This is a genomic window from Nocardiopsis sp. NPDC058789 (assembly GCF_042745575.1).
In the GTDB taxonomy this organism is placed as follows: domain Bacteria; phylum Actinomycetota; class Actinomycetes; order Streptosporangiales; family Streptosporangiaceae; genus Nocardiopsis; species Nocardiopsis eucommiae.
This window is the reverse complement of the sequence record NZ_JBHYOW010000006.1, coordinates 280411-300900: the sequence shown is the minus strand read 5'-3', so window position 1 is coordinate 300900 and position 20490 is coordinate 280411. Positions and strand designations below refer to the sequence as shown.

Annotated in this window: 12 protein-coding genes and 2 tRNA genes; 11 read left to right on the top strand and 3 right to left on the bottom strand. The window is 71.3% G+C overall.

Going from position 1 to position 20490, the window contains the following annotated elements:
* Positions 1-60: 60 nt before the first annotated feature.
* The gene (locus ACFW3L_RS11050; RefSeq protein ID WP_378738834.1) at positions 61-735 is read right to left on the bottom strand and encodes a hemerythrin domain-containing protein; all 675 of its coding nucleotides are present in this window, start codon (positions 733-735) and stop codon (positions 61-63) included.
* Positions 736-923: 188 nt separating this feature from the next.
* Here ACFW3L_RS11050 and ACFW3L_RS11045 point away from each other — a divergent pair, with 188 nt between their 5' ends.
* The gene (locus ACFW3L_RS11045) at positions 924-3524 is read left to right on the top strand and encodes a BTAD domain-containing putative transcriptional regulator (protein WP_378738832.1); all 2601 of its coding nucleotides are present in this window, start codon (positions 924-926) and stop codon (positions 3522-3524) included.
* A 102-nt stretch (positions 3525-3626) separates the two neighbouring features.
* The gene (locus ACFW3L_RS11040; RefSeq protein WP_378738830.1) at positions 3627-4478 is read left to right on the top strand and encodes an LLM class flavin-dependent oxidoreductase; all 852 of its coding nucleotides are present in this window, start codon (positions 3627-3629) and stop codon (positions 4476-4478) included.
* 917 nt (positions 4479-5395) lie between these two features.
* Here the strand turns inward: ACFW3L_RS11040 and ACFW3L_RS11035 are convergent.
* Positions 5396-5480: transfer RNA gene (locus ACFW3L_RS11035), tRNA-Leu, on the bottom strand.
* A gap of 136 nt (positions 5481-5616) precedes the next feature.
* Here ACFW3L_RS11035 and ACFW3L_RS11030 point away from each other — a divergent pair.
* The 6 genes from ACFW3L_RS11030 to tmk all read left to right on the top strand — a co-directional run bounded on the left by ACFW3L_RS11030 (position 5617) and on the right by tmk (position 16591).
* A complete protein-coding gene (locus ACFW3L_RS11030; protein WP_378738828.1) occupies positions 5617-6939 on the top strand; it encodes a M20/M25/M40 family metallo-hydrolase in 1323 nt (440 codons plus the stop codon).
* Between the two features lie 207 nt (positions 6940-7146).
* Positions 7147-8157, top strand: coding sequence for a hypothetical protein (locus tag ACFW3L_RS11025; protein WP_378738826.1), 1011 nt, complete (start codon positions 7147-7149; stop codon positions 8155-8157).
* Positions 8158-8317: 160 nt separating this feature from the next.
* Positions 8318-8995, top strand: a complete 678-nt coding sequence (locus tag ACFW3L_RS11020; protein ID WP_378738824.1) for a chaplin family protein — start codon at positions 8318-8320, stop codon at positions 8993-8995.
* 320 nt (positions 8996-9315) lie between these two features.
* Positions 9316-10653 (top strand): hypothetical protein, encoded by a 1338-nt coding sequence (locus ACFW3L_RS11015; protein WP_378738821.1) that lies wholly within the window; start codon positions 9316-9318, stop codon positions 10651-10653.
* Positions 10654-11365: 712 nt separating this feature from the next.
* The gene (topA, locus tag ACFW3L_RS11010) at positions 11366-14206 is read left to right on the top strand and encodes a type I DNA topoisomerase (protein ID WP_378738819.1); all 2841 of its coding nucleotides are present in this window, start codon (positions 11366-11368) and stop codon (positions 14204-14206) included.
* A gap of 276 nt (positions 14207-14482) precedes the next feature.
* Positions 14483-16591 (top strand): dTMP kinase, encoded by a 2109-nt coding sequence (gene tmk / locus ACFW3L_RS11005; protein WP_378738816.1) that lies wholly within the window; start codon positions 14483-14485, stop codon positions 16589-16591.
* Between the two features lie 137 nt (positions 16592-16728).
* Here the strand turns inward: tmk and ACFW3L_RS11000 are convergent, their stop codons facing one another.
* Positions 16729-17250 (bottom strand): pyridoxamine 5'-phosphate oxidase family protein, encoded by a 522-nt coding sequence (locus tag ACFW3L_RS11000; protein WP_378738814.1) that lies wholly within the window; start codon positions 17248-17250, stop codon positions 16729-16731.
* A gap of 184 nt (positions 17251-17434) precedes the next feature.
* Between ACFW3L_RS11000 and ACFW3L_RS10995 the strand changes: the two genes are divergently transcribed.
* From ACFW3L_RS10995 to ACFW3L_RS10985, 3 genes are all read left to right on the top strand, one after another.
* Positions 17435-18607: a DNA polymerase III subunit delta' gene (locus ACFW3L_RS10995; protein ID WP_378738812.1), complete on the top strand. Its 1173-nt coding sequence runs from the start codon at positions 17435-17437 to the stop codon at positions 18605-18607.
* A gap of 152 nt (positions 18608-18759) precedes the next feature.
* Positions 18760-20310, top strand: coding sequence for an alpha/beta hydrolase (locus tag ACFW3L_RS10990; RefSeq protein ID WP_378739064.1), 1551 nt, complete (start codon positions 18760-18762; stop codon positions 20308-20310).
* Between the two features lie 75 nt (positions 20311-20385).
* A tRNA-Thr gene (locus ACFW3L_RS10985) sits at positions 20386-20461 on the top strand.
* Positions 20462-20490: the final 29 nt, after the last annotated feature.

Genomic DNA, 20490 nt, shown 5'->3' with positions numbered 1-20490 from the left:
TGGGCCGCTGGCCGGAGCAGGAACCTTGAGCCACGCAGCTCGCGCGTGTGCGGGTGGTTGTCAGAGATCTGACCCCCGGCTCGCGGAGGACAGGCGCTCACGGTGGGCGCGATAGAGACGGGTCCCGATCGGGCGCCCGACGTACCAGACGACGGCGGGGACGGCGGCGCGCAGGAGCTGGGCCTGCTCCTCGCTCGCCTCGTTCAGGGCCATACCCAGCATCAGCAGACGCCGCGCGAAGGTCACCTTGCCGAAGGACGCCTCGACGACCGCTTTCCACTCGCGTTCGGTCAGGTGCTGATCGATCAGCGGTAGGATCCGCTCCTCTTCCAGCGCCAGATGCTCGAACAGCGCCGGCAGCAGACGTTCCGCGACGGCGGCGACGGCCTCCCGATCGGTGGCGTCGGCGGAGGCCCGCCAACGCCGACCGCCCTCGGCGAGCGCATCCAGTTCGCCGTCGATGAAGGCGTGCTGCTGGTCCATTGTCTCGATGAGGGGCTCGACGTCGTCGGGGCAGCGCTCACGCAGGCGGGGCCACACGTGGTCGTCCTCGCTGGTGTGGTGGGCGTGCAGGAAGTCGACCATCATCAGGACGTGGTCGGCGACGACTTCGGTGCTGGCCGCGTCACCGGCCGGGACGCCCGCGATCAGGGCGGGCATAGCGCCGAACTGTCGTCGCATGGCGTCGTGCGCGCCGATCATGTCACGGCTGTCGGCCATCTTCTCGTTGTGCATGGGAGCAGCCTTGAGGCCTTGCCTTTCAAGCCGCCTACAACGCGGATACGGCGGCCGCCGCCCCATTTGCCGCTTTCAGTGACATGGGCTTTCATGGTGTGGTGCTGACGTTCGCGGTGCTGGGTCCGTTCGAGGTCCGTGCAGGAGATCAAGCGGTCCACGTCGGAGGTCGGCTGCCCCGTAGGCTGTTGGCGATCCTGATCGCCGCGGAAGGGCGGCCGGTCTCGGATGACAGCCTGGCCGAAGGACTGTGGGGTGAAAGCCAGCCACGCAATCCGGCTAGCGCCCTACAGGTGTACGTCTCCCGGCTGCGCCGAGTGCTGCCGGGCACGGCGTTGCGGCGCTCCCCCGGCGGCTATCGGCTCCTTGCCGATGACACCGACGTCGAACGCTTCGGCGGCCACCTCGTCCGCGCCCGTGCGTTGGCGGCCGACGACCGCCACGCCGATGCGCACGAGGCCTTCGGCGCGGCGCTGCGGTTGTGGCGGGGGACACCGTACGAGGACCTGGCCGACGACGCGTCCACGACCGCGATCCGTGCCGCACTGTTGGAACAGCGTGCCAGCGCCCAGGAGGAGGAGGCCGCGGCGCTGCTGGCCACCGGGGACCACGCCGGTGCGGTGGCCGAGTTGGAACGGCTTGTGCACGCCGAACCGTACCGCGAACGTCGTTGGCAGTTGCTGGCGCTGTCGCTCTACCGCTCGGGACGCCAGGCTGACGCCCTGAACGCGGTGCGCCGGGTCCGGGCCGTGCTGGCCGAGGAGTTGGGGGTCGAACCCGGACCGGAGTTGCGCCAGCTCGAAGGCCGCATCCTGCTGCAGGACCCGACCCTGGCGTCCGCCGGCGTCACGGCCCCGACGCCCGGAGATCGGCCGCTGTCGTCGTTCATCGGCCGCGACGCCGATCTTGCTCTGCTGGGCCGCCTCGTCGGCATGCATCGGCTCGTCTCCATCGTCGGGCCCGCCGGGTCGGGCAAGACCCGCATCGCCGTGGAATGGGCCGGGCGGGGCGCCGTCGTCCGGCTCGCCGATGTGGCCGACCCCGCCCACCTGGTCTCGGCGATCGCCGCGGCGGTCGACGCCACCGGGGTCGCCGGGGACCCGTACGAGGCGCTCGTCAAGCGGCTGCGTCTACACGGGGAGCCCTTGGTGCTCGACAACTGCGAGCACCTCGCCAGCGACATAGCCCGGCTCGTCGTCGACCTCCTCGACCGGGTTCCCTCCCTCCGGGTGGTGGCCACCAGCCGCAGCCCGCTCGGCGTCGATGCCGAGCACTGTCTGCCGCTCGGTCCGTTGGCCGCCGAAGACGCCGTGGCGCTACTGGCCGATCGCATCCGCGCGCTTCGCCCCGGCTGGGTCGAGCAGGACGCCGACCGCCGGGACCTGTCCCGTCTCGCCGATGCGCTGGACCGTCTGCCGCTGGCCCTGGAACTGGCGGCGGCGCGGGTGCGGACCTTCGGCGTGCGAGGGCTGATCGAGCTGCTGGACGACCGCTTCAGCGTACTGGGCCGAATCCCGCACGGCACGACGAACCCGCACGCGACATTGCAGGAGGCCGTCGCCTGGAGCTTCGATCTTCTCTCCGGCGACGAGCGCGACCTCGCAGTGCGGCTCTGGCCGTACGAGGGTGGCTTTCCCATGGAGGCCGCGTCCTCCACCGCTGCCAGGCTCGACGCGTTCGTCGCGCTGGTCGATCAGTCCGTGGTCACCGCCGATACTGGCGGCAGCACGGCGCGCTACCGGATGCTGGAGACAATTCGGGCGTACTGCCGGTCCGTGGACCCAGATCCGACGGCGACCCGGGCAGCCCATGCCGTCTGGGTCCGCGAACTGGTCGCCCGGGCCGAGGGCGATCTGCAGGGCGTGCGGTCCGCGAGCACAATGGCGGCGCTGCGGTTGGAGTTGCCGAACCTGCGCGCGGGGCTCGCGCACGACCTGGCGCATGCCCCGGTCGAGGCATTGCGCACGTCCGCGCGGCTGATGTGGTTCTGGATCCGCAGCGGCCTGCTCGACGAGGGCAACAGGGTACTGGCCAAGGCCATGGCCGCTGCGCCGTACGCCCCGCTCGGCGACGTCGTGCGGGCCCAGGTCTCGTCGGCCGGATTGTTCTACTTCACCGGCGAAGTCACCACGGCACGGCGCATGCTGTCCGAGGCGTTCCTGGCGGTCCGCTCGGAGCCGGGGCATCGCAGCCTGCTCGCTGAGGTCCGCTACTACCAGGCCCTGGTCCAGCTGCCAGGAGGCGACCCGGAGGTCGCGCTGACCGCGTCAGCAGAGGCGCACGCCATCGCCACCGAGACACAGACCTCCTGGCTGATCGCGGCCACCGCGATGGCGTCGGGCGCCGCTCTGGTCATGGCCGGCCGGATCGCCGACGGTCGGCGCCGACTGCGGGACGCCGTACGGCTCGCCGACGCCTCCGGTTTGGTGTGGACGGCCGCGCTCAGCGAGCTGATGCTTGCCCAGACACTGGTCGACGCGGGAGACGGCGAAGCGCTGCCGCTGCTGCGGACCTCGCTGCGGCGCTTCCTCACCGAGGGCGACCTGAGCAATCAGCTGGCAGTGCTGCACAACGGGGCCCTGGCCCTGGACGTGGCCGGCGATGCCGCCGGCGCCGCGCTGCTCCGCGACGTCGTCCATTTCCACCAGGCGCGCAGCGGCATCCGGCCTGCCGAAACCTACCTCCAGTCGGTGATGCCGCATGGCTGGTACGAAGGCCCCCCTCCCGCACAGCCGCCGACTCTCGACGACGCCGTCGCCGTCCTGACCGCCCCGGCGCGCGCTGTCTGATGGCTGTAACCCGGGTGTAGGGGTGCTTGGCCAGGATCGCGGGGCGCGGGTCGGGCCACGGCCTCGCACCGTTGACACCCGTCTCAGCTAAGGAGCGTCTCGATGCGCATTGGCATCGGACTACCCAACCAGGTCCGCGACGTCCACGCCCCGGTGATTCCGGCCTGGGCCCGCCGGGCGGAAGAAGCGGGCTTCGCCACCTTGGGCACCACCGGCCGGTTCGCCTATCCGGGCGTGATGGACACCGTCGCCTTGGCCGCGGCCGCCGGGGCCACCACCACGATCGGGCTGCTCAGCCAGGTGCTGCTGGCGACCACCTGGCCGGGCGCGCTACTGGCCAAGGAGGCAGCCTCGATCGACGGGGTCTCCGGCGGTCGGCTCACCCTCGGCATCGGGGTGGGCATCCGCGAGGACGACTTCGTCGTGTCCGGGCACGGGCCCCGGGATCGGGGCGCCCGGATGGACCGCGATCTGGCGACCTATCGGTCGACGTGGGCGGGCGAACCCGTTCCGGGAAGCGCGAACCCGGCGGTTCCGGCCGGGGGACGGCAGGTGCCGCTGCTGTTCGGCGCCACTACCCCGGCCGCCTTCCGCCGGATGGCCGAGTCGTCGGACGGCTACATAGCCGGATCAGTGCCGGCGGCTCTGGCATCCGGCGCTTTTGACGCTGCCCGTGCCGCGTGGCAGGCGGCCGGGCGGTCGGGTCGGCCTCGCCTGGTAGGCCTCAACTACTTCTCGCTGGGCGACCCCGGCCGCGGGCGGGCCAACATCGCCGATTACTACGCTGCTACCAGCGAATACCAGGACATAGTTGTCGATAACGTGCACACCGACGCGGGATCCCTGCGCGAGGCCGTCAAGCGGTTCGAGGCCCTGGGCGCTGACGAACTGATTCTGAGTCCCGGAATCGACGACCTCGAGGAGGTCAACCGCCTGGCCGACATAGTCCTCTGATTCGAAGCAACATCAAACAAGCGTCACTATGCGTGCCCACCCTCGTCCTGGAACCGTTGAAAGCAACCATTTCGGGCTGATGTCGGTCGACGAGGGCGAGGCAGCGATGGCAAGTCGGGGCGAAAAAGCAACCTCACCGTGTCTGCCGACGTTGCCTCCGTCGCCGCCGACCATGACCGCCCATCGACGCCCGCAGATGGTGGTCTGCGCCCAACACGGTTCGGTCAGGGCCTCACGGTCGTAGCGCGTCACCGTATCGGCGGTTCGTCGCGGTCGAAGTAGTAACCCACACGGCCTCACGGCCGGTTCCTGGCTCTTGCGCTGTGGCGGTCAGATGGCGGCGACCCCACAACTGGTGGTGGTGAGCAGCATCTCCATCCCGTTGAGGCGACGACTGGGACCGTATCGGTCGGGGGACATGGGCATCACTCTCGCTCGCGGTTGGAGCAGAGTGAATGAACAACCCCCGTTACACCGCTCGCGAGGTCGGGCAAGGGACCTCCGGTGCTCGCTCTGCCCGCACCGCTGGTCCCGGCAACGTGTCCCGGGACGAGCCAGGGCAGGAGTGGGAGGTCTCGAAGAATTTCGCGGATCCGGAGCTGCTCAGTGAGAGGGACTTCGTCGCGGTCCAAGCGGTACGGGCGAGCCGTCCGACCAACGACGGGCGGTCCGCGAGAAATGCACCGGTTTGCTGGTGTGCCCAACCTGCGGGTCGGTGGATGGACACGCACGGGGTCAACGGCCGGTCGGGGTATCGGTGCCGCCACGGCTACGCGCTTACGCAGAGACGATCCCGTGGTCCTGTGTGCCCCAGAGGAGCGGGTGCTTGTCCGATCCGAAGACAACGAAGGCCCGACCCAGAGCAACTTCGCAGAGTCACTTGGATCGGGCCCGCACCCCGCCATGGGGTAATTCTGTGTCCGAGGGGGGACTTGAACCCCCACAGCCTTAACGGCCACTAGCACCTCAAGCTAGCGCGTCTACCTATTCCGCCACCCGGACTGGGCTGTTCGGCGTGTGTCGCTCCGAACAGGTTTAACCATAGCAAAGGTCTGGGGGCACCCGAACCAGTTTTCCGGCGGGGGGTCACCGTGACAGGCTCTAGGCCAAAAGGTGCGTCCTGAGATGGGAGAACCAGATGGTGGAACCAGGCAGGGAAGCGAGCGCGGGCGAGGTCGAGGTCGTCGACCTGTGCCGGGAGCTCATCGAGATCGACACCTCCAACTACGGTGACCACTCCGGGCCGGGCGAGCGCAAGGCGGCGGAGTACGTGGCGGCCAGACTCGACGAGGTCGGGGTGGAGTCACGGATCTACGAGAAGCACCCCGGGCGCAGCAACGTCGTGGCGCGGATCTCGGGAGAGGACTCCTCGCGTCCGCCGCTGCTCATCCACGGCCACCTGGACGTCGTTCCCGCCGCCCCCGAGGACTGGACCCACCACCCCTTCGCCGGTGAGGTCACCGACGGCTGCGTGTGGGGTCGCGGCGCCGTCGACATGAAGAACATGAACGCGATGGTGCTGGCGATGCTGCGCCAGCGGCTGCGCGAGGGGCGTCGGCCCCCGCGCGACATCGTGCTGGCCTTCCTCGCGGACGAGGAGGCGGGCGGCACCTGGGGCGCCCAGTACCTGGTGGACGAGCACCCCGAGCTGTTCGCCGACTGCGACTCCGCGATCAGCGAGGTCGGCGGCTTCTCCTTCACGGTCAACGAGAACCGTCGCCTCTACCTCGTGGAGACGGCGGAGAAGGGCATCGCCTGGATGAAGCTGACCGCGCGCGGCACCGCCGGGCACGGTTCGATGACCAACAGGGACAACGCCGTCACCGAACTGGCGGCCGCCGTCGCCCGGCTGGGGCAGCACGAGTTCCCCGTGCAGCTGACCCCGACCGTGCGGACCTTCCTGGAGGAGATCTGCGAGGAGTTCGGCATCCCCTTCGACGAGAGGGACGTGGACGCCACGGTGGCCCGGCTGGGGCCCATCGCCAAGATGATCGGCGCCACACTGCGCAACACCCTCAACCCCACGGTGCTCGGCGGCGGCTACAAGGCCAACGTCATTCCCGGTGAGGCCACCGCCCAGGTGGACGGGCGCTTCCTGCCGGGCACCGAGGACGCGTACTTCGCGAAGATCGACGAACTGCTGGGCCCGAAGGTCAGCCGCGACTTCATCCACCACCTGCCGGCCGTGGAGACCCCCTTCGACGGCGGCCTGGTGAACGCCATGTCGGAGTCCCTGCTGGCCGAGGACCCGGGCGCCAAGGCCGTGCCCTACTGCCTCTCGGGCGGCACGGACGCCAAGAGCTTCTCCCGGCTGGGCGTGCGCAACTACGGTTTCGCGCCGCTCAGACTCCCCCCGGAGCTGGACTTCGCGGGCATGTTCCACGGGGTGGACGAGCGCGTCCCCGTGGACGGCCTCCAGTTCGGCGTACGGGTGCTGGACCGGTTCGTCGGCATGAGCTGACCTGCCAATCCACCCATAGTGGGACGGGTCGGAAGGCCGCGCCGAGAAGTTCTCGGCGCGGTTCCTTTTTTCGCCCATGGTCACGCACGGTGATGCTAGTGTTGCTTTCAGTTCAGTGAGGCCTCCGTTCTCCGGAGCTTCGCGGTACGACCGTCAGCGGCGTCGCCGCACGGGACCGTCCAGCAGCAATGACACGAAGGGGCATCCATGGTGCTCGCGAGCCGAGGGTGGCTGGTTTCCTCCAGTCGCGCTGCTCGCAACGCCCGTGGTGCCTACGCTCGGTTGCTGCTCCTGTCCGGCATCGTCGCCGTCGCCTGGCTGGCCGGAGGAATGGGTGTCGCGCACAGCGAGACCGCCTCCGAGTCCGGCGGGCTCGGCGGTAGCGTCCTGGGCGTCGGTGAGCTCGCTGACCGCACCGGTCAGGCCGCCGACGAACTCCGGGACTCCAAGCTCTCCGACACCGCTCACCGGGCCGCCTCCTCCACGGAGGCCCTCACCGGCGGCGTCGTCCCCCAGGCCTCCTCGCTTCCGGGGAACGCGCTTCGGGAGACCGGCGCGGCGCTGGAGGAGAGTGCGGTGGGCGCGGTCGTCCACGACACCGGACAGGCCGTCGACGACACCGCTCGCGGGGCCACCGGCCTCGTCGCCGGGGTCGCTCGCACCGGTCAGGGGGTCGTCGACTCCACGGACGGGTCGTTGCGCGAATCCGCGCTGGTCGACAGTGTCGCCACCAGCCTGAACGACACGGTCGGGCGCGGTGGGATCGACTCCGTGACCGAACCCGGTGGTCCCCTGGGACTGCCGATCCTGGGCTCCGACGAGGAGCCCGCCGTCTCCGCCCCCGCCGCCGAGCGTTCCGCCGCCGAGGAGCAGCGGGAGCGTGAGGAGCGGGTGGCCCGCGTCAAGGACGAGGCCGCCGCCCACGTCGCCCAGACCTCGTGGCGTGTGGCCAACGAGGTCGCGGGGAACGCCGGTGACACGGCCTCCGACGACGACTCCGCGGAGCGCGTCCGCCTCATCGGCGGCGGCTCCCAGCACCAGGTCGGGCCGGACACCACCGGTGCCTCCGCCCCGTCCTTCCCGGCACCCGGTGCCGCTGGATTCCTCATGGCCCGCGCCGGTCACATGGCGCTCCGGGCCCAGCGGGTCGCCCTTCCCGGCGACCCCACCCTGGTCGTCCGCGACGCCGCGGACGACCCCTCGTACTCCCCCGACTAGCCGCGCTCCCCGACCGCGGCCGGTCCGTGCGCCCTGCGCACAGCCGCCCTGCCGATTCCCGGTGGGCGTGCTCCCTTCCCACGGCTCCACAGCCAGGGAACTCCGTCCGCGGTCAACACGAGTAGCCAGCAGGACCTCCTCGTCGACCAAAGGACAGCCGATGACCCAGTCAACCCACCTCCGCTTCGCGGCCCTCGTGGCCACCGGATTCTTCGTCGCCGCCAGCGGCATCGCCCACGCCGACACCACGACCAGCGGTAACGGGTCGCTCGGCGGTGGCAACCAGCTCGTCGTCGACGGCGACGTGCCGATCAACCTCTGCGGGAACGCCATCGCGGTCCTGGGCATCGCCGGTGCCAACTGCACCGACGGCGAGGCCAGCGTGACCGAGACCGGTACCCCGAAGAAGCCGGACTCCGGCTACGAGGGCTACGAGCCCGGCAAGCCCGGAGAGCCCGGCAAGCCGGGTGAGCCCGAGGAGCCGGGCACGCCCGAGGAGCCCGGCGCGCCCGGTGAGCCGGAGGAGGACAAGCACGAGCAGCAGAACCCCGACGACGACCCCGTCGTGGGGGAGCCCGAGGAGCCCGAGGGTGAGCAGGACAAGGGACGCGAGGACGGGCAGTCACCGTCCGAGGAGCCCTCGCCCGCCGCCCCGGGAACCCCCGAGCGGCCCGCGGACGCCGCCTCGCCCTCCGCTCCGCCCGCCGACGAGCAGCGGCTCGCCGTGACCGGCACCGACCAGAGCGGCCTCGCCGCACTGCTCGCGGGGGCGGTCCTCACGGTCGCCGCGGGCGTCGGGCTCCTGCTCTTCGGCAAGCGCCGCAGGGCCCGGGCCTGATCAGCTCCCCGGGCCCCAGGGCCCGGGGGTTGACGCGAGTCCCGCAGCACCGGCCGAGGCCATGTGCTCGGGGTTCACGTCAGCCGCCGCTCAACCAGAGCGGAGCTGATCGACGGGGTGTGGACGTCCACGCGCATCCAGCGCAGACGGACGCCGACCACACCCACCAGACCGGCAGACCACGCACCGCCCAGGTGCGGAGCCGACCGGATGATCCCCGGCCTCGGCCGAAGGCCCGCATCCCATCCAGGGGTGTGGAACGGCCTGTGGCCCGCACAGACACCTTCTCATCAACTCGTTATCTCGAAAGGACTTCCCACATGCGTAAGTGGGCTAGCACCTCCGCGAAGTCCGTGCTCCTCGCGGCCGGCTTCGTCGCTCTGGGCACCGGCGTGGCCTTCGCCGACAGCGACGTCGCCACCAGCGGCAACGGTTCGGTTCTCGGCGGCAACCAGGCCGTCCTGAACGCGGACGTTCCCGTCAACGTCACCGGTAACGCCGTCGGCGCCGTCGCCGGCATCGCGGGTGCCTCCAGCACCGGCAGTGACGCGAAGGTGATCGACCACCACCACAACGAGGTCCACACCTCGGGCAACGGCTCGATCCTGGGCGGCAACCAGCTGGTCGTCGACGGTGACATCCCCGTCAACGTCACCGGCAACGCGATCGGCGCCGTCGGCGGCGTCGCGGGTGCCTCCAGCACCGGCAGCGACTCCAAGGTCCTCCAGGGCGGCCACGGCCACGGGCACAAGCACGGCCACAAGCACGGTGAGCCCGACGTCGCCACCTCCGGCAACGGCTCCCTCATCGGCGGCAACCAGCTCGTCGGTGACCTGGACGTCCCCGTGAACATCTCCGGCAACGCGATCGGCGCCGTCGGCGGCGTCGCGGGTGCCGCGGCCACGGACGCGGACGCGATCGTCCGCCAGAGCCACGAGGCCCCCGGCGTCGAGCACCAGTCCGCTCCGCTGACCACGGCCGACCTGCTCAGCGAGGCCGTCAGCAGCGCGCAGATCCTGCCCGACACCTCCGGCATCGACGCCGGCGTCCTCCGCCAGTCCGCCCCGGTCCGCGAGCACCAGGCCGCCCCGGTCCGCGAGCACCAGTCGATCGCGACCTCCGGCAACGGCTCCGTGCTCGGCGGCAACCAGGCCGTCGTGGACCTGGACGTCCCCGTGAACGTCGCGGGCAACGCGATCGGCGCCGTCGGCGGCGTCGCGGGTGCGGCCGCCACCGACAGCGACGCCGTCGTCAAGGAGGCCCAGCGCGACATCGCGACCTCCGGCAACGGCTCCGTGCTCGGCGGCAACCAGCTGGTCGCCGACGCCGACGTCCCGGTGAACGTCGCGGGCAACTCCGTGGCCGCCGTCGCGGGTGTGGCCGGCGCCAGCGCCACCGACGCCGACTCCAAGGTCGTGCACCAGAGCGCCGAGACCGAGCCGCAGTCCTCGGCCCTGAGCAGCCTCCCGGTCGTCGACCAGCTGCCCGAGGTGCCCGTCTCCGAGATGCTGCCCGTCAGCTACGACGTGAGCGAGACCGCCGCGCAGTCGGTCGAGAAGCACGCCCCGGAGCGCGCCGCCGAGCTGCCCGAGGCCTCCGAGATCCCGTCCGTCGACCCGGTCGGTGACCTGCTGGGCGCGGCCGGCATCGGCCTGTAGCTGCCAGAACAGGTTCCAGGGTCCGTACGGCGGACGCCTCCGGGCGTCCGGACACGGTCCGAAGGACCTGCGTGGGGGGTGGGCCCGTTCACGGCCACCCGCCGGACCAGGGGGAGTGCGGCCTCCCGTTCCGTTATGGAACGCGGTGGACTGCGGGAAGCCGAACCTCCCTGGCACGGCGGAGGCGGTGCGGCGGGACGGTGTCCCCGCGACCGGCGCCGAGAGAGGTGCCGTGCACGTCCGAAGTGAAGTGGTGGTGAGTCGCCTCCGCGCTCCCGTTCCGTTATGGAACGCGGTGGACTGCGGGAGGGTGGGGGTGACGACCGCCGAGCTCAGGACGTGAGCCGAGTCCTCCCGGGAATATCCGGGAGGACTCGCCGCATTCTGGAGGCGGGGACACCCTGAAGCCCTCAAGTGTGATGCAAGTCACTTTCGTGGGGTGTTCCAGGTGCTCGCCAGAGCAGGAAAAGGCTCGGGGGAGAGCGGCGCCACGGCCGGTGGTGCAGGTTACGGGCCGGTACCGGTTCGTGTTGCGCTTATTCTGCGGGTGCCGGTGGGAGACGGCCCGACGCCCACGCAGGGTGAGCCCCGAACGAGGGACGAGGCCCGCTCACCGACGGGGGAGAGCCCGTAGTTCGGTTACTGTCGGTTCCCACGGGAACCGAAGGACCGCGGCCGACAGAACACGTAAGGCTAGACGTAGGGGAACAGCGTGCCACCCACGAAGGGCAGCGCCGGCAAGAACGGCTCGAAGGACAAGGCAAGCCAGGGGGCGGGTACCGCCCTCGTCATCGTCGAGTCACCAGCCAAGGCGAAGACCATCGCCGGATACCTGGGGCGCGGCTACGTCGTGGAGTCCAGCATCGGTCACATCCGTGACCTGCCCACCAAGGCCGCGGAGATCCCCACCAAGTACCGGGGACAGCCCTGGGCCCGGCTCGGTGTCGACGTGGACAGCGACTTCGAACCGCTCTATGTCGTCAACTCCGACAAGAAGGCGCACGTCAAGAAGCTCAAGGAGCTCATGGCGGACGCCGACGAACTCCTCCTGGCCACGGATGAGGACCGCGAGGGCGAGGCCATCGCCTGGCACCTGCGCGAGGAACTCAATCCCAGGATCCCCGTCCGACGGATGGTCTTCAACGAGATCACCAAGGACGCCATCCAGCACGCCGCGAACAACACGCGTGAACTGAACACCCGCCTGGTCAGCGCGCAGGAGACCCGCCGCATCCTGGACCGTCTCTACGGCTACGAGGTCTCACCCGTGCTGTGGAAGAAGGTCATGCCGAAGCTCTCGGCGGGCCGCGTGCAGTCCGTGGCCACCCGTCTGGTGGTCGAGCGTGAACGTGAGCGCATGGCGTTCACCTCCGCCGAGTACTGGGACCTCAAGGCGCTCTTCGACGCCACCGAGGCCGGTGTCCCCGACGGCCCCTCCACCTTCCCGGCCACGCTGTCCTCCGTGGACGGCAGGCGCATCGCCTCCGGGCGCGACTTCACCCCCCAGGGCACCGTCCGCTCCGACCGCGACGTGCGCCAGCTGGACGAGGCCACCGCGCGGGGGCTGGCCGAGCGCCTGACCGGTGCCGGGTTCGCGGTGAAGTCGGTGGAGCGCAAGCCCTACCGCCGTTCGCCGTACGCGCCCTTCCGCACCACCACCCTCCAGCAGGAGGCCTCCCGCAAGCTCAACCTGTCCGCGAAGCAGACCATGCAGGTCGCCCAGCGGCTGTACGAGAACGGGTACATCACCTACATGCGTACCGACAGCACCACGCTGTCGGACAGCGCGGTCAAGGCCGCCCGCAACCAGGTGCGGCGCCTGTACGGCGGCGACTACCTGCCGGACAAGCCCCGCGTGTACGCCAAGAAGGTCAAGAACGCGCAGGAGGCCCACGAGGCCATCCGTCCCGCGGGCGACACCTTCCGCACCCCCAACGAGACCCCGCTGTCCGGACCCGAACTGCGCCTGTACGACCTCATCTGGAAGCGCACCGTCGCCTCCCAGATGAAGGACGCGGTCGGTGAGTCCGTGTCCGTGCGCATCGAGGGGACCTCCACCGACGGCGAGGTCGCCGAGTTCGCCGCCAGCGGCAAGGTCATCACCTTCCACGGCTTCCTCAAGGCCTACGTGGAGGGCTCCGACGACCCGGCCGCCGACCTCGACGACCGCGAGCGCCGCCTGCCCGCGATGTCCGAGGAGGACCCGGTCAAGGCGCAGAACCTGGAGGCCGAGGGGCACAGCACCCGGCCGCCCGCGCGCTACACCGAGGCGACCCTGGTCAAGGAGCTGGAGGAGCGGGAGATCGGCCGCCCCTCCACCTACGCCTCGATCATCGGCACTATCCTGGACCGTGGCTACGTCTTCAAGAAGGGCACGGCGCTCGTGCCGTCCTTCCTGGCCTTCGCCGTGGTCCAGCTGCTGGAGCGCCACTTCGGCAACCTGGTGGACTACGAGTTCACCGCGCGCCTGGAGGAGAGCCTCGACGACATCGCGCGGGGCGAGGCCGAGAGCCTGCCCTGGCTGCGCCGGTTCTACTTCGGCGGCGAGGACGCCGAGGGCAACCAGGAGACGGGGCTCAAGGAGCTGGTGGGCGACCACCTCTCCGAGATCGACCCCAAGGAGGTCAGCTCCCTCCCGCTGCCCGGGACCGACATCATGCTGCGGGTGGGGCGCTACGGCCCCTACCTGGACCGCGAGGGCGTCCGGGTGAACGTGCCGGAGGACCTGGCGCCGGACGAGCTGACCGAGGAGAAGGCGGAGGAGCTCTTCGCCCAGCCCAGCGGGGACCGCGAGCTCGGCCCCGACCCGGAGACCGGCCGCATGATCGTGGCCAAGTCCGGGCGGTACGGCCCCTACGTCACCGAGGTCCTCCCTGAGCCGGAGGAGCCCGAGGGCGAGACCAAGCCCAAGGCGAAGAAGGCCGCCAAGGTCAAGCCGCGCACCAGCTCGCTGCTGAAGAACATGGACCTGGACACGGTCACCCTGGAGGACGCGCTGCGTCTGCTGTCCCTGCCCCGCGTGGTGGGTCAGCTCGACGGAGAGGACGTCACCGCCCAGAACGGCCGCTTCGGTCCGTACCTCAAGAAGGGCACCGACAGCCGCTCCCTGGAGACCGAGGAGCAGATGTTCACGGTCACCCTGGAGGAGGCCCAGGCGATCTTCGCCCAGCCCAAGCAGCGCGGCCGCCGGGCGGCGGCCCCGCCCCTGCGCGAGCTCGGCGAGGACCCGGCCTCGGGCGCCAAGATGGTGATCAAGGACGGCCGGTTCGGTCCCTACGTCACCGACGGGGAGGTCAACGCCTCCCTGCGCAAGGGCGACGAGGTCGAGTCGATCACCGACGAGCGCGCCGCCGAACTCCTGGCCGAGCGCCGGGCCAAGGCCCCCGCCAAGAAGAAGGCGCCGGCCAAGAAGCCCGCCGCCAAGAAGGCGCCGGCGAAGAAGCCCGCCGCGAAGAAGACCACGACCACCACGGTCAAGAAGGCGGCGGCGAAGAAGCCCGCCGCCAAGAAGACCGGTGAGCCGAGGACGAGCGCGAAGAAGGCCGACGAGTAGTCGATCCGGACCCCCGACCGCGCACGCCCGGGTGCTCCCTCACGGGAGCACCCGGGCGTGCGGTCCTCCGGTGCGCGTCTCCCCGGCACCCCCGCCCCGGAGACGTGACGGATACGCGACGCGGGACCCTGTTCGGGGATGATCTTCCGTACTACGCTGTGAGTGACGGATGGGGACACGAAAACGTGTGTGAACCCTGAACGTTCCCCCCGAATCACCTGGACAGGCGAGCACGCCTGTCAGTTCCTATCCCCCTCGTAGATAATCTTGAGCGCTATGAGCAGATCTGCACCCCTGGGAGCGCCGGCCGAGGCGCAGAACGTCCTCGCGATCACACCCTTCAGAAGGCTGTGGATCTCGCTTTCCCTCTCCAGCCTGGGTGACTGGCTGAGCCTGCTGGCGTTGGTGTCCCTCGCGGCCATCTTCACCGCCGACGGCTCCCCCCTGGTCCAGTACCTCGCCGTCAGCGGCGTCGTCGCCATCAAACTCGCCCCTGCGGTCCTGCTCAGCCCCCTGGTGGGAGCCGTCGCGGACCGCCTGGACCGGCGGTGGACGATGGTCGGCGGCGACGTCCTGCGCGGCCTCCTCTACGTGTCGATCCCCGTGGTCGGCCTGCTGTCCTCCGGCTTCACCCTCCAGTGGCTGCTGATCGCGAGCCTCCTCGCGGAGATCGTCGCGCTCCTGTGGACCCCCGCGCGGGACGCCACCATCCCCACGCTCGTCCCCAAGCGGATGCTCGGCCAGGCCAACAAGCTGACCCTGCTGGCGACCTACGGCGCCGCGCCGGTCGCGGCCCTGCTGTTCGCGGTGCTGGCCTCGATCAGCAACCTGCTGGGCGCGCTCGTGCCGTCCATGGCCAACCCCGAGGCGGATGTCGCCCTCTACCTGAACGCGCTCACCTTCTTCGTCGCCGCGATCGTCGTCGCCGGGCTGCCGCTGCCCAGGCACGCGGTGTCCAAGGGGTCGCTGAGCCCCAACCGGGACGCGCACGTCCTCCGGGCGGTCGTCTCCGGCCGCGCGGCGGTCGGCGGCGGTTCGCTCGTGCGGGGTGTGGTGGTCGGCCTGGCCGTCACGGCCGCCGCGGGCGGTCTGGTCGTCGGTGTGGGCCGTGCCCACGTGGAGAACCTCGGCGCGGGCAACGCCGGGTTCGGTGTCCTGGTCGCGGCGCTCTTCCTGGGCCTGGGGCTGGGGCTCGTCTCCGGTCCGCGCGTGCTCAAGCAGTTCAGCCGACGCCGTCTGCTCGGCCTGGCCGTCGGTCTGGCCGCCCTGGCTCTGCTCTTCACCGGTGTCACCGGTGACATGGTGCTCTCCGCCGTCCTGGCCCTGGTCCTGGGGACCGGCGCGGGGCTGGCGTGGGTGACCGGGACGTCGCTGGTCAACGTGGAGGTCGAGGAGGAGCAGCGGGGTGCCGCGTTCGCCCTCCTGCACGGCACGGGAAGACTGGCCCTGCTCGCGGGAGCCGTGCTGGCTCCCCTGGCCGCCGGGTTCGCCGGGGACCACGTGATCCCGCTCGGCGGCCCGCTCAGTTACGACCTGCACGGCAGCGGCCTGGTCCTGGCGGTGGGCGGGCTGCTCGCCGTCATCGGGGCTGTCGTCGCCTACCAGCAGGTCAACCGGGACGACCCGGAGGCCGGGCCCGGCCTGGTCCCCGAGCTCTTCGCGGCCCTGCGCGGGATCACGCCCACCGCCGACGAGGAGGAGGACACCCGGATCACGGGCGCCTTCATCGTCCTGGAGGGCGGCGAGGGCGCGGGCAAGTCCACCCAGGTGCGCGAGCTCACAGTGTGGCTGCGTGACCAGGGCTTCGAGGTGGTGGGCACCCGCCAGCCGGGCGCCACCAAGCTCGGGATGCGCCTGCGCGGCATCCTGCTCGACCGCGAGAACTCGCACATCACCAACCGGGCCGAGGTCCTGCTCTACGCGGCGGACAAGGCCGACCACGTCGAACAGGAGATCCTGCCCGCGCTGCGCCGGGGCGCCGTGGTGATCAGCGACCGCTACGTGGACTCCCTGCTCGCCTACCAGGGCGCCGGTCGCGACCTGGAGGTCGAGGACGTCGGTCGGATCAGTGCGTGGGCGACCCAGGACCTGGTCCCGGACCTGACGGTCCTGCTGGACGTGCGCCCCGAGGACGGGCTGTCGCGTCTGGGCGGACCGGCGGACCGTATCGAGTCGGAGTCGGTGGAGTTCCACGCGCGGGTCCGCAAGGGCTTCCGCGAGCTGGCCGAGCGGGACCCGGACCGCTACCTGGTGCTCGACGCCCGTGAGCCGCAGGAGAAGATCACCCGGGAGATCCAGCGCCGGATGCGGCCGCTGCTGCCCGACCCGGTCGACTCCAGCTCCGAGGCGGTCACCGGCATGATCCCGGTGATCCGCCCCGAGTAGGACACGAGCAGGACCGGAGCGGGCACGAGCGGACCCGGTCCCCGGACCTGCGGGCCCCTCCCCGGCGGGAGGGGCCCTTTCGCTGTCCGGGGCCACCGGCGGCACCCGCCGGTGGCCCCGGGACGGCCGTCCGCGACTCAGGGGAACGTGTAGCGGGTCTGGCTGAACACCGGCGCCTTGCCGAAGGCGAGGGCCTTCACCGGGGCGACCCGGACGGTCAGGACCACGCCCCCGCGCACCGCGTCGGGGAGCCCGAACCAGGTGCCGCCCTCGGTGGTGACGGCAGTGCCGTACTTGTCCTCGTAGGCGCGGGCGACCCGGTCCAACCCGGCCGGGTCGTCCACCGGGACACCGGTGCCCTCGACGACCACGTCCGGGCCGCCCTCCAGCGCGTTGTCGCCCGTACTCAGGGCGCAGTGCGGGTTCGCGGCGAGGTTGCGGGCCTTGCGCTCCTCGCGCCCGGTGCAGAAGTACGGGGCTCCGTCCAGCCACACGCCCAGCAGGGGGGTCGCGTGGGGGCGGCCGTCGGGGCGCACGGTCGTCACCCAGTACAGGGGCGCGTCGGCCAGGACGGCGCGGGTCCGCTCCCAGGGGACCGCCGGTGAGCCGGGGCTGCCGAACTCCGGGCAGACCTCGGTCAGGGGTGTTCGTTCGTTCACGGAGACCACCTTCTTCCTTGCACCGGAACAGACTCCCGGAGGTGCGAGGACTCATCGGTGCGCCTCACCGTTGCGGGAAGGGCGGCCCGCCCGCCCGTGGAGGAGGGCCTGGGGAAAACGGTCCCGGGGTCGGTGGGGGCTCCTATTCTGGAGGAAGACATTCCATGTGCTCCGGGGGGCAAGCTTGACGGTCTTCGACGACCTCGTCGGCCAGGAGGCGGCGAGCGCACAGCTGGGCCGTGCCGTGGCGGGCGCGGCCGACCTCCTGGCCGGAGGACGCGGCGCCGGGATGACCCACGCCTGGCTGTTCACCGGTCCGCCCGGGTCCGGCAGGGAGGAGGCGGCGCGGGCCTTCGCCGCCGCCCTCCAGTGCCGGGACGGCGGGTGCGGGCACTGCGACTCCTGCCACCAGGTGCTCACCGGGACCCACCCCGACGTGCTGTACGTGCGGCCCAGCGGGTTGAGCTTCGGTGTGGCCGCCACCCGCGACCTCGTGCTCCGTGCCGGGTCCAAGCCCTCCGGCGGGAACTTCCGGATCGTGCTCTTCGAGGACGCCGACCGTGCCACGGAGGCCGCCTCCAACGCGCTCCTCAAGGCCGTGGAGGAGCCCTCCCCGCGCACGGTGTGGCTGCTGTGCACGCCCACCCCGGACGATCTCCTCATCACCATCCGCTCCCGGTGCCGCCTGGTCACGCTGGCCACCCCCGGCACCCGGCAGATCGTGGACGCCCTCGTCCAGCGCGACGGGGTGGACCGGGCCGCCGCCGAGGCCGCCGCCCGGGCCGCGGCGGGCCGGGTCGACCGGGCCCGGCAGCTGGCCACCGACCCGGAGGCGCGGCGCAGGCGGGAGGAGGTCCTGTCCATCCCGGCCGGGCTCGACGGGCTCGGGTCCTGTGTCACCGCCGCCGCCCGCCTGTTCGAGATCGCCGAGGAGGAGTCCAAGGCGCTCACCACGTCCCTCAACGAGAAGGAGAAGGACGAGCTCAAGGCGGCCTTCGGTGAGGGTTCCACGGGCAAGGGCGTGGCCAAGGCGGTCCGTGGCGCGGCGGGGGCGCTCAAGGACCTCGACGAGCGGCAGAAGCGCAGAGCCACCCGGATCAAGCGGGACTCCTACGACAGGGCCCTGCTCGACCTGGCCGCCTTCTACCGGGACGTGCTCACCCTCCAGTTGGGCGCGGCGGTGGAGCGGTCCACGGCCGAGCGTTCGGGGGACCTGGAGCGGATCGCCCGTTCCGGCACCCCCGAGTCCACCCTGCGGAGGATCGACGCGATCATGGCCTGCCGTGAGCGGATCGCGGCCAACGTGCACCCGCAGATCGCCATGGAGGCCATGACCTCCGCGCTCCTGGCCGGATAGGGCCGGGGGCCGGTGCCGCCACGGCGACCGGGAGAATGGTCCGGTCACGCGTCGGCACGAGCGTGCGCGGCGACGGCGCCGTCCGAGGGCGCGCGTGGCCACGGGACTTCGAGTGAAGGCGGTTACGGGTGGGCACGAGGTATCGGGGTCCGTTGGCGGCGCTGCTCGCCGGGACGGTGCTGGTCTCCGGTTGCACGAGTGACGGTGGCGGTGACGCGTCCGGTGACGGGGACGACACCCGGGTGGAGGTCACCGAGCAGGAACTGGCCTGGGACGAGTGCGAGAGCGGCCTGCCCGACAGCGAGTGCGCCGTCTTCGAGGTGCCGCTGGACTACGACGAGCCCGACGGCGAACGGATCGAGATCGCCGTCAAGCGCCTGCCCGCCACCGGTGACGACGTCACCGGCTCGCTGCTGGTCAACCCCGGTGGCCCCGGCGGCTCCGGACACGACTTCGTGGACCACGCGCCCTACACCGTCAGCGAGTCGGTGCGCGCGAGCTTCGACGTGGTCGGCTTCGACCCGCGCGGCGTCGGCCGCAGCACCCCGCTGACCTGTCTGGACGCCGAGGGGATCGACGACTTCCTGGGCACGGACTACGGCGACGGCGAGGGGGCGGACGACCTCGCGGACCTCGGCCCCGAGGGGCTGGCCGAGATCGAGGCCAACAGCCGGGCGTTCGTCGAGGCCTGCGAGGAGAACGACCCCGACCTGATGCGCAACATCGGCACCGCCGACGTGGCCCGCGACATGGACGTGCTCCGCGGCCTGCTCGGGGACGAGCGGCTCACCTACCTCGGCGCCTCCTACGGCACCCACATCGGCGCGCAGTACGCCGAGCAGTTCCCCGAGCGCGTGCGGGCCCTGGTGCTCGACGGCGCCGTCGACCCGAGCCAGGACCAGCTCAGCGTGAGCGTGCAGCAGGCCACCGGCTTCGAGACGGCACTGCGCTCCTTCGTCGAGGACTGCCTCACCCTGCCCGACTGCCCGCTCGGCGCCCGGGGCAGCACCGTGGACGAGGGCGTCGCCGCGCTGGACGCCTTTCTGGACGACGCCGCCGACGCCCCCCTGGCCAACGGCACCGGCGACGGCCGGGAGGTCAACCGGGCCCGCGCCGAACTGGGCGTGCTCGCCGCCCTGTACACGGAGAACTGGTGGCCGCGCGTGCGCGAGGCGCTCACCGACGCGATGGAGGACGGCGACGGCACCGGCCTGCTGCTGCTCGGCGACGACCTGTACGGGCGCGGGGACCTGGCCGAGTACGAGAACTCCACGGCCGCGCTCACCGCGGTGAACTGCTCGGACTCGGTCGCGCCCCGTGAGGTGGAGGCCTACGCCGAGGCGGCGGCCGAGGCCGCCGAGGAGTCCCCGATGTTCGGACCGATGCTGGCCTGGGGTGCGCTGACCTGCGCGTTCTGGCCGGAGGAGGCGGTGGCTCCGCTCGGGGAGCTCAACGCAGTCGGCGCCGACCCGATCATGGTGGTGGGCACCACGCGTGACTCCGCCACCCCCTACGCCTGGGCGGAGGCGCTCGCGGGCCAGTTGGACTCCGGCTTCCTGGTGACCCGCGACGGCGACGGCCACACCGGCTACCGGATGGGCGACACCTGCGTGGACACGGTCGTCGACGAGTACCTGTTGGACCTGGCCGTGCCCGAGGACGGGATGGCCTGCGCCAGCCATCTCGCGGACGACGCCGGATAGCGGCGGCCGGTTCGCGCCACTCGCCGGAGGCGCTAGACTGGTTTCTGCTTCGCCACGCGCACCGCGTGGCGGTGTGCCGCCTTAGCTCAGTCGGCAGAGCGATTCACTCGTAATGAATAGGTCATCGGTTCGATTCCGATAGGCGGCTCCAGCGAAAACGCCACCCCAGACCGGGGTGGC

Coding starts and splice junctions, on each gene's coding strand:
- ACFW3L_RS11050 (WP_378738834.1), bottom strand. CDS start 735: ATGCACAACGAGAAGATGGCCGACAGCCGTGACATGATCGGCGCGCAC.
- ACFW3L_RS11040 (WP_378738830.1), top strand. CDS start 3,627: ATGCGCATTGGCATCGGACTACCCAACCAGGTCCGCGACGTCCACGCC.
- ACFW3L_RS11030 (WP_378738828.1), top strand. CDS start 5,617: ATGGTGGAACCAGGCAGGGAAGCGAGCGCGGGCGAGGTCGAGGTCGTC.
- ACFW3L_RS11025 (WP_378738826.1), top strand. CDS start 7,147: ATGGTGCTCGCGAGCCGAGGGTGGCTGGTTTCCTCCAGTCGCGCTGCT.
- ACFW3L_RS11020 (WP_378738824.1), top strand. CDS start 8,318: ATGACCCAGTCAACCCACCTCCGCTTCGCGGCCCTCGTGGCCACCGGA.
- ACFW3L_RS11015 (WP_378738821.1), top strand. CDS start 9,316: ATGCGTAAGTGGGCTAGCACCTCCGCGAAGTCCGTGCTCCTCGCGGCC.
- tmk (WP_378738816.1), top strand. CDS start 14,483: ATGAGCAGATCTGCACCCCTGGGAGCGCCGGCCGAGGCGCAGAACGTC.